This is a genomic window from Stenotrophomonas sp. STEN013, from assembly GCF_056760355.1.
This window is the reverse complement of the sequence record NZ_JBRREO010000007.1, coordinates 11,191-18,990: the sequence shown is the minus strand read 5'-3', so window position 1 is coordinate 18,990 and position 7,800 is coordinate 11,191. Positions and strand designations below refer to the sequence as shown.

Below are 7,800 nucleotides of genomic sequence, written 5' to 3'. Positions count from 1 at the left end.
GGCTCACAACTTCAGGTCGAGCAGCCCATCGCCCAGATCCTCGTCAGACAACGTCTGCTGGATCAGTGCGCGATGCGCTTGCTCGCTCCACAATTCGAACTTGTCACCCATTCCCATCAATACCGCCTTCTTTTCAATGCCCACCGCGCTGCGATGGCTCGACGGAAGGCTGATGCGGCCGTTGCCATCCAGTTCCAGATGGGCAGCGGAACCGACAAGTTTCTGTTGCAGGGTGCGCACCACGCGCTGGGTATTGGGTTTGGCCATCACATCGTCCCGCACCCGTTCCCACTCCTGCTCTGCGTACAACCACAGGCAACCGGCCTCGAACGGGTTGTAGGTCAGCACAAGACGGTTGCCGCTGGCACGCGCGACCAGGTCGCGGTAGGCGGTGGGCACCGCCATGCGTCCCTTGTCGTCAACCGTGATGGCCGTCTCACCCTGAAACACCCGAATGCACCCGTTCGTCTGCTTGCGTATGGGGAAATCATTGAACCACGAAAAACCACAAAAAACCCGGTTTTTCCTCTGATGCCCACCTTAGCAGTGGCCATCCGGTTGTCAACAACTTTCCACACACAAAATCGTCAGCCGCATCAATGGTTTGCGGCGATGTTTAGAGACTTGTTCAAGGTTTATCCACAAGTGGCTGTTTCATTTCAAATTTTAAGATTTTCATAAAATTCAGCACTGTAGAGATCGCGTGAAAAGCGACCGCCAACTACACCACCATTCAGCCTGGGATAGCTGGAAACTGCGCGACGCGGCACACTGGCGCCATGTGCCTTGTCGCCCTTGCCTGGAAATGCCATCCCCGCTGGCGCCTGCTGATGGCCGGCAACCGCGATGAATTCCATGCACGCCCGGCCGCCCCCCTGCAGCACTGGCCAGAACCACAGGCCGACGTGATCGCGGGACGCGACCTGCGCTCGGGCGGCAGCTGGATGGGGGTCAACCTGCGCGGCCATGCCGCCGTGGTCACCAATGTGCGTACCCCCAGCGCCCAGGCCGATGGACCTTCGCGTGGCGAGTTGATTGCCGGTTATCTGGCCGATCCCCGAAACACCAGCCATTACGCGAACGCGCTTGCCGCCCGCGCCCCGGCCTTCGCCCCGTTCAACCTGCTGGTGGCAGATGCCGACACCTGCTGCTATCTGGGCAACCATCCGCCGGCAGCACGGATATTGACGCCCGGCATCCACAGCATGTCCAACGGCGCCCCGGACACCCCTTGGCCGAAGACCCGGCGCCTGGCCAATGCCGTTGAAGGATGGGTGGCCAGCAGCGGCACCACGCTGGACCCGATCTGGAGCGCACTGGCCGACGAGCATCAGCCCGCCGATGCCGAACTGCCGGCAACCGGGATGCCACTGGAGCTGGAGCGGCGCCTGGCGCCCGCCTTCATCCGCGGCCAGGACTACGGCACCCGCGCCAGCACCGTGATCGCCATCGACTATGACGGCCGCGGCTTCATCCACGAGCGCCGCTTCGGCCCGCACGGCCGGTTCACCGGGGAAACGCGACTGGAGATTCCGCTCGCCGGGGAATGACAAGACCGGCACGGGGAGGGCCGCATCCGCCAGCACTCCGTATATATCGAATGCCGAAAGACGACCAGGAACTGTGTCGACGGGCAAGCCTCACCGGCAGAACCACAGCGGAATCCGGGGGCCGGTGCCATGCGCAGCCCGCCAACACGGACGCCGCGGATCGGGCAGAGCCGAGCTTGCGCAGGCACGAGAGGAAAGTGGCGGAGCCGGCCGATAAGCCGGGTTCTGTCGTGGACAGTCATTCCTCTAGGCGCACCGTCACCGATACGCTCAAGCAACCTACCCGGACCCGACGCGGGCCACGCCATTAGGTCCCTATTTGGTCTTGCTCCAGGTGGGGTTTGCCGTGCCGGTCTGTTGCCAGACTCGCGGTGCGCTCTTACCGCACCATTTCACCCTTACCACGCATCCCGAAGGACCGTTCGGCGGTATCTTTCTGTTGCACTTTCCGTCGGCTTGCGCCGCCCAGGCGTTACCTGGCACCTTGCCCTGTGGAGCCCGGACTTTCCTCGGCATCCCCGAAAGGATGACGCGACTGTCTGGCCGACTCCGCCGCGCGCATTGTCGCACGGCGCGCCCGCATTTGACCCACCATCGGCGCAACGGCCCGATCAGGCACGTTCCAGCGCCGCGACCCCATCAGCCTGCAACTGCCACACCACCGGCGCCTGCACGATCGCCACCTGCTGCCAGTCCGAAAACGCCGACTCCGCCTGCAGGGCCTGCTGCAAACGCTCCATCAAGTGCTGCCAGCGGGTTGCCGCCGCTCCTTCATACAGGCGCACGCAGGGCATGGCTGGCAACGGCCAGTTGTCATGCAGCAACAGCACGTTGCACGACTGCCGCGCAAAGCCATGGCGGGCGATGACCTCGCGCTTCTTGGCCACCGCCCAACGCATCACCGCCAACCACAGGCCCTGCGGATCCTCGTCATCGAAGCCGGGGCGGCCGCCCCTGGGCGCAAGCAGCCGCTGCAGCAGCGGGTTGGACCAGTCCCAGTCATGCTGGCCCGGCGCCAGCACCGGCTGCACCCAGCCGGAGTTGATCTCACGCAGCTGCGGCTGCAGCCGCTTCAGCTCCTCCGGCACCACCTCCATGCACTCCACACCGATGGCCATCCCGGGGGCGGAGAGCAGGAAGTCCGGACGCTCACTGCCGTGCACCCGCAGCGGATAGGCCAGCGTGCCGGCATTGACCGCCAGCCACGCCGCCATCAGCCAGCGCTCACGAGGCTTCTTCTCCAGCAGCGCAGCCTGCTCGGCCGGCAGTCCCTCCAGCCCCAGTTGCGCCTGCAACGCGGCCGGAGAATCGGCCCGCCAGCTCAGCTCACTCATTTCCTGTCTGGCCGTACAGCGCCTTGCGCGGCGCACCGCTCAGTTCGGCGGCCAGCTTGGCGGCGGTGGACGGCGGCAGGTGCTCGTTGAGCCTGGCGTACAGGCGACGGCCTTCGGCGACCTTGCCCGCCTCATCGTCACCGACGCCCTGCACCATCACCACGAACTCGCCCTTGCGCTGGTTGGGATCGGCCTGGACCTGCGCCAGCAGACCCGCCAGATCGCCATCAAGCACGGTCTCGAACAGCTTGGTCAGCTCGCGGGCGATCACCGCCGGACGCTCGGCACCAAAGACGGCAACCATGTCGGCCAGCGACTCTTCGATACGGTGTGAAGACTCGTAGAACACCAGCGTGGCCGTTTCCCCGGCCAGCCGCTGCAGACGATCGCGCCGCGCCGCACCCTTGGCCGGCAGGAAGCCCTCGAACAGGAAGCGGTCGCTGGGCAAGCCGGCCACGCTCAGCGCGGCGATCGCCGCGCAGGCACCCGGCACCGGGCTGACCTTGATTCCCGCCGCACGCGCGGCGCGCACCAGCCGGAAGCCCGGATCGCTGACCAGCGGCGTACCGGCATCGCTGACCACCGCCAGCGATTCGCCGCCCTGCAGACGCGCCACCACGCGCTGCGCCATCGCCTCTTCGTTATGGTCGTGCAGCGCCACCAGCGGCTTGCTGATCCCGAAGTGCGACAGCAGCTGGCCGGTATGGCGCGTGTCCTCGGCGCAGATCGCCGCCACCGTGCGCAACACCTCCTGCGCGCGCGGGCTCAGATCGGCCAGATTGCCGATCGGCGTGGCAACGACATACAAGGTGGCAGCAGCGGTACTCATCATCGGTATTTCCATGGGCCAAGGTTAGAATCGTACCGTTTCCCCAGCCCGGCACTGCCGCGCCCTGTCGAACGGACCCCAAATGAACAAGCCAGTCGCACGGATTTCCGCCCTGTCATTGTCGATGCTGCTGTTCGTGGGCTGCGCCACCACCAGCGTGGCCCCCACCAGCTCACCGGCCCAGCAGGCGGCCATCGCCCTGCTGGAACAGGGCAAACCGCGCGAGGCGGCGCAGCAGCTGGAAGCCCAGGCCGGCGCAGCCCGCGGTGCGGCCAAATCACAGCTGCTGGCCGACGCCGCCTTCGCCTGGCACGAAGCCGGTGACAGTGCCCGCGCACGCATGCTGATGGCGCAGGTGCAGATGCGCCAGCTCGGCGGTGCCAGCCGCCAGCGTTTCAGCCTGCTCGGTGCCGAACTGGCATTGCAGGACAAACAGCCGGCCGCCGCGCTGCAGGCGCTGGGCGAACGCCCGGAACAGCTGCCGGTCGCGCTGCAGGCGCGCTGGCACCTGGCCCGCGCCCAGGCCTTTGAAGCCTCCGGTGACGCCTTCAATGCCGCGGCCGATCGCGCCCGCGCGGCAGTGGCGCTCAGCGGCAGCGCACGCGCCGACAACCAGCGCGCCATCACCCGCCTGCTGGCCGGCCTGGACGATGCCACCCTGGGCAGCCGCACCGCCGCACTGCCGGCCGGCGATCCGCTCTACAACTTCGCCGGCCGCGCCCTGATCGCCCGCGGCCTGCCGCTGCCGCGCCCGTTCGACCGCGATGCCGCCTGGCAGCTGGATACCGGCAAGCGACCGCCGGCCGAGGCCGATGGCTACCGGCCGCCGCTCAAGCTGGCGGTGCTGCTGCCGCTCAGCGGCAACATGGCCACCGCCGCCGCACCGGTGCGCGACGGCCTGCTGGCCGGCTACTACGGTGAAACCCGGCGCCGTCCGCAGATCGATTTCCTAGACACCAAGGGCACGGCCGCGGGCGCCAGCGCCGCCTATGACAAGGCGGCAGCAGACGGGGCCGATTTCATCGTCGGCCCGCTGGGGCGCGAGGAAGTCGATGCACTGTTCCAACGTGACCAGCTGCCGGTGCCGATGCTGGCCCTGAACCGCGGCAAGGACACCCCGCCGCCGGGCAACGCCGCCTTCTCGCTGGCCCCGGAGGACGACGGCATCATCGCGGCCGAATACCTGCTCGGCCGCGAGCGCGGCAACGTGCTGATCATCGCCAGCAACGACGATGCCGGGCGTCGCGCCAGCGCCGCCTTCAAGGAGCGCTTCAACGAGCGCGGCGGCAAGGTCACCGCCAGCATCAGTGTGGGCGATGCCCCCGGCGATATCGGCGCCCAGCTGCGCCAGGCCAACGGCGTAGACGCGGTGTTCCTGGCGGTCAAGGGCAACCAGGCGCGCGCACTGGCGCCGCAGCTGGCGCTGGCCGGCCTGTCGGCGGTGAGCCGCATCGGCACCTCGCAGCTGCTCAGCAATACCGGCAAGGCCGAGGAAGACAGCGCGCTGGATGGCATCGTGTTCCCGGGCGAAGCCTGGACCGCGCGCGGCGTGGCCGGCCTGCCGGCCGCCAGCAGCCTGGCGGCCACGCTGCCCACCGCCCGCGGCGGCGCCGCGCGCCTGTTCGCCTTCGGCCATGACGCCTGGAAGATCAGCGCCTATCTGGAGAAGCTGGCCAACGCTACCCAGGGCGGACTGCAGGGCGCCACCGGCAGCCTGCTGCTGGACGGCTTCGGCAATGTGATCCGCACCCCGGCCTGGTCGACCTTCAGCGGCGGACGGCCGGTCGCAATCGGTGATGGCCGCTGAGCCGTCGCAACGCGGCGCGGCGGTCGAAGCCGCCGCCCGGGCGCTGCTGGAGGACGCCGGCCTGCGCTGGCGGGCCAGCAATGTCCGCTTCCGCGGCGGCGAACTGGACCTGGTGATGCACGACCCGGTCGGCGACAGCGTGGTGTTCGTGGAAGTGCGCTATCGGCGCTCGGCCGCCTTCGGTGGCGGCGCGGCCTCGGTCGACACCGGCAAACGCCGCAAGCTGCTGCATGCCGCACAGCTGTATCTGGCCAGCCAGCCGGCCTTGGCCCAGGCAGCCTGCCGCTTCGACGTGGTTGATGCCAGCGGCGAGCCACCCCAGCTGCACTGGATCCGCGACGCTTTCCGCGCCGACGACTGCTGATGCCCAGTGTTTTCACCCATGCCGCAGTTCCGTTGGCGCTGTGGTGCGCCAGTGACCGCGGCCGCCTCCCGCCAAGGCTGCTCGCGGCCGGCCTCGTCGCGGCGATGCTGCCCGATGCGGACGTGCTCGCCTTCGCGCTGCAGATCCCCTACGCCGATGCGCTCGGCCATCGCGGCGCCAGCCATTCGCTGCTGTTCGCAGCCCTGCTGGGTTTCCTGGCTCTGTTGGGCGCACGCGCATTGAATGCCGGGCGGTTGCAGGCCGCTGCCTTTGTCCTCATCTGTGCACTGTCGCATCCACTGCTTGACGCGCTGACCTCCGGCGGCCTGGGCGTCGCCCTGTGGTGGCCGTGGAGCGACGCGCGCCTGTTCGCGCCGTGGCGACCGATCCGGGTCTCACCCTTCGCCAACCAGTTCTTCAGCGCCCGTGGTCTGCAGACCGTACTCTCGGAGCTGCGCTGGGTGTGGCTGCCGCTGTTTCTCTGCGTGTGCGGCTGGCGCCTGGTCCAGCAGCGCGCCCCTGATTTGAGCCAACGCCCATGAACTCGCTGCCTGCCGCCTTCCACCAGATCCTGACCCAGCTGCTCGGCGAGGCCTGGCGCACCGATGCCGCCGCACTGGAAGCCCATGCCCGGGACAACTCCTGGCGCCACGCGCTGCCACTGGGCGTCGCCCTGCCGAGCACGCGCGAACAGGTACAGGCCATCGTCCGCGCCTGCCGCGAGCACGGTGTGCCGCTGGTCGGGCGCGGCGCCGGCACCGGCACCACCGGCGCGGCGGTGCCCACCGCCGGCGGCATCGTGCTGTCGTTCGCACGCATGAACCGCATTCTCGAGATCCGCCCCGGCGACCGCTGCGCGGTGGTCGAGCCGGGCGTGCTCAACGGCGACCTGCAGCAGGCGCTGGTGCCGCACGGCCTGTTCTGGCCGCCGGACCCGTCCAGCGCCGAGATCTGCAGCATCGGCGGCAACCTGGCCTGCAATGCCGGCGGTCCGCGCGCGGTCAAATACGGCACCAGCCGCGACAACGTGCTCGGGCTGGTGGCCATCACCGGCAGCGGGGAGTTGATCCAGTGCGGTGGCGCCTATACCAAGGACGCCACCGGTTACGACCTGACCCATCTGATCGTCGGCAGCGAAGGCACGCTGGCGCTGATCGTCGAAGCCACGCTCAAACTGGCCCCGCGCCCGCGCGCGCAGGCCGGGCTGCGGGTGCTCTATCGCGATGCCAGCGCGGCCGCGGCCGCGGTGTCGCGAGTGATGGCGCAGCCGGTCACCCCGACCATGCTCGAATTCATGGATGCGCGAAGCCTGGAGCTGCTGCGCCGCAATGGCGCGCAGGTGCCCGAGGCCGGCGCGATGCTGCTCATCGACGCCGATGGTGATGATGACACCCTGCCCTACGTGCTCAATGCCTTGGCGCAAGCCGCCGAAGGCGATGGCCTGCTGGCACTGGATGTCGCCACCGACGGCAGCGCGCGCGACAAACTGTGGGCCGCGCGCCGGGCGCTGTCACCGGCGCTGAAAAGCATCGCCCCGGGCAAGATCAACGAGGACGTGGTGGTGCCGGTCTCGCGCATCCCCCACCTGGTGGAAGGTGTGCAACGGCTTTCGCTCGAGGCCAAGCTGCCGATCGTCACCTTCGGCCATGCCGGCAACGGCAACCTGCACGTCAACATCCTCTACCACCCGGACGATGCCGGCGAGAACGCACGCGCCCATGCCGCCCTGCCCAAGGTGTTCGCACTGGCACTGGAACTGGGCGGAACGCTGTCCGGCGAGCACGGCATCGGCGTGGCCAAGCGCGACTTCATGGCCCAGGCGTTTTCACCGGCCACGCTGGCGACAATGCGCGCGATCAAGCAGGCCCTGGACCCGGACGGCATCCTCAATCCGGGCAAGGTGCTGCCGCTGTAGG

Annotated in this window: 9 protein-coding genes and 1 other RNA gene; 5 read left to right on the top strand and 5 right to left on the bottom strand. The window is 68.5% G+C overall.

All coding sequences use genetic code 11. From position 1 onward, the window contains the following. Nucleotides 1-3: 3 nt before the first annotated feature. Both mraZ and ACVOMH_RS13275 read right to left on the bottom strand, forming a co-directional pair. The gene (gene mraZ, locus ACVOMH_RS13280) at nt 4-450 is read right to left on the bottom strand and encodes a division/cell wall cluster transcriptional repressor MraZ (RefSeq protein ID WP_054658865.1); all 447 of its coding nucleotides are present in this window, start codon (nt 448-450) and stop codon (nt 4-6) included. Between the two features lie 209 nt (nt 451-659). Next, the gene (locus ACVOMH_RS13275; protein ID WP_481552315.1) at nt 660-857 is read right to left on the bottom strand and encodes a hypothetical protein; all 198 of its coding nucleotides are present in this window, start codon (nt 855-857) and stop codon (nt 660-662) included. Here ACVOMH_RS13275 and ACVOMH_RS13270 point away from each other — a divergent pair. After that, on the top strand, nt 780-1,550 hold the full coding sequence (locus ACVOMH_RS13270) for an NRDE family protein (protein ID WP_481552263.1): 771 nt from the start codon (nt 780-782) through the stop codon (nt 1,548-1,550). The two genes, ACVOMH_RS13275 and ACVOMH_RS13270, sit on opposite strands and share 78 nt — an antisense overlap. Before the next feature lie 198 nt (nt 1,551-1,748). Here the strand turns inward: ACVOMH_RS13270 and rnpB are convergent. From rnpB to rsmI, 3 genes are all read right to left on the bottom strand, one after another. Beyond that, an RNA gene (gene rnpB / locus ACVOMH_RS13265) (RNase P RNA component class A) lies at nt 1,749-2,101 on the bottom strand. 60 nt (nt 2,102-2,161) lie between these two features. Further along, the gene (locus ACVOMH_RS13260; RefSeq protein ID WP_481552262.1) at nt 2,162-2,884 is read right to left on the bottom strand and encodes a hypothetical protein; all 723 of its coding nucleotides are present in this window, start codon (nt 2,882-2,884) and stop codon (nt 2,162-2,164) included. Continuing rightward, entirely contained in the window at nt 2,877-3,713 is an 837-nt protein-coding gene (rsmI, locus tag ACVOMH_RS13255) for a 16S rRNA (cytidine(1402)-2'-O)-methyltransferase (protein ID WP_481552261.1), read from the bottom strand. Before rsmI ends, ACVOMH_RS13260 begins: the two co-directional genes overlap by 8 nt. Before the next feature lie 82 nt (nt 3,714-3,795). Here rsmI and ACVOMH_RS13250 point away from each other — a divergent pair, with 82 nt between their 5' ends. Genes ACVOMH_RS13250 through ACVOMH_RS13235 form a run of 4 tightly spaced genes read left to right on the top strand, consistent with a single transcriptional unit; the run spans nt 3,796 to nt 7,799 of the window. Then, nucleotides 3,796-5,520 (top strand): penicillin-binding protein activator, encoded by a 1,725-nt coding sequence (locus tag ACVOMH_RS13250; RefSeq protein WP_481552260.1) that lies wholly within the window; start codon nt 3,796-3,798, stop codon nt 5,518-5,520. Further along, entirely contained in the window at nt 5,510-5,884 is a 375-nt protein-coding gene (locus tag ACVOMH_RS13245) for a YraN family protein (RefSeq protein WP_481552259.1), read from the top strand. The genes ACVOMH_RS13250 and ACVOMH_RS13245 overlap by 11 nt, the downstream gene beginning before the upstream one ends. Next, nucleotides 5,884-6,426, top strand: a complete 543-nt coding sequence (locus tag ACVOMH_RS13240) for a metal-dependent hydrolase (protein WP_481552258.1) — start codon at nt 5,884-5,886, stop codon at nt 6,424-6,426. The genes ACVOMH_RS13245 and ACVOMH_RS13240 overlap by 1 nt, the downstream gene beginning before the upstream one ends. Next, complete coding sequence (locus tag ACVOMH_RS13235; protein WP_481552257.1) at nt 6,423-7,799, top strand: FAD-binding oxidoreductase; 1,377 nt, start codon at nt 6,423-6,425, stop codon at nt 7,797-7,799. Before ACVOMH_RS13240 ends, ACVOMH_RS13235 begins: the two co-directional genes overlap by 4 nt. Nucleotide 7,800: the final 1 nt, after the last annotated feature.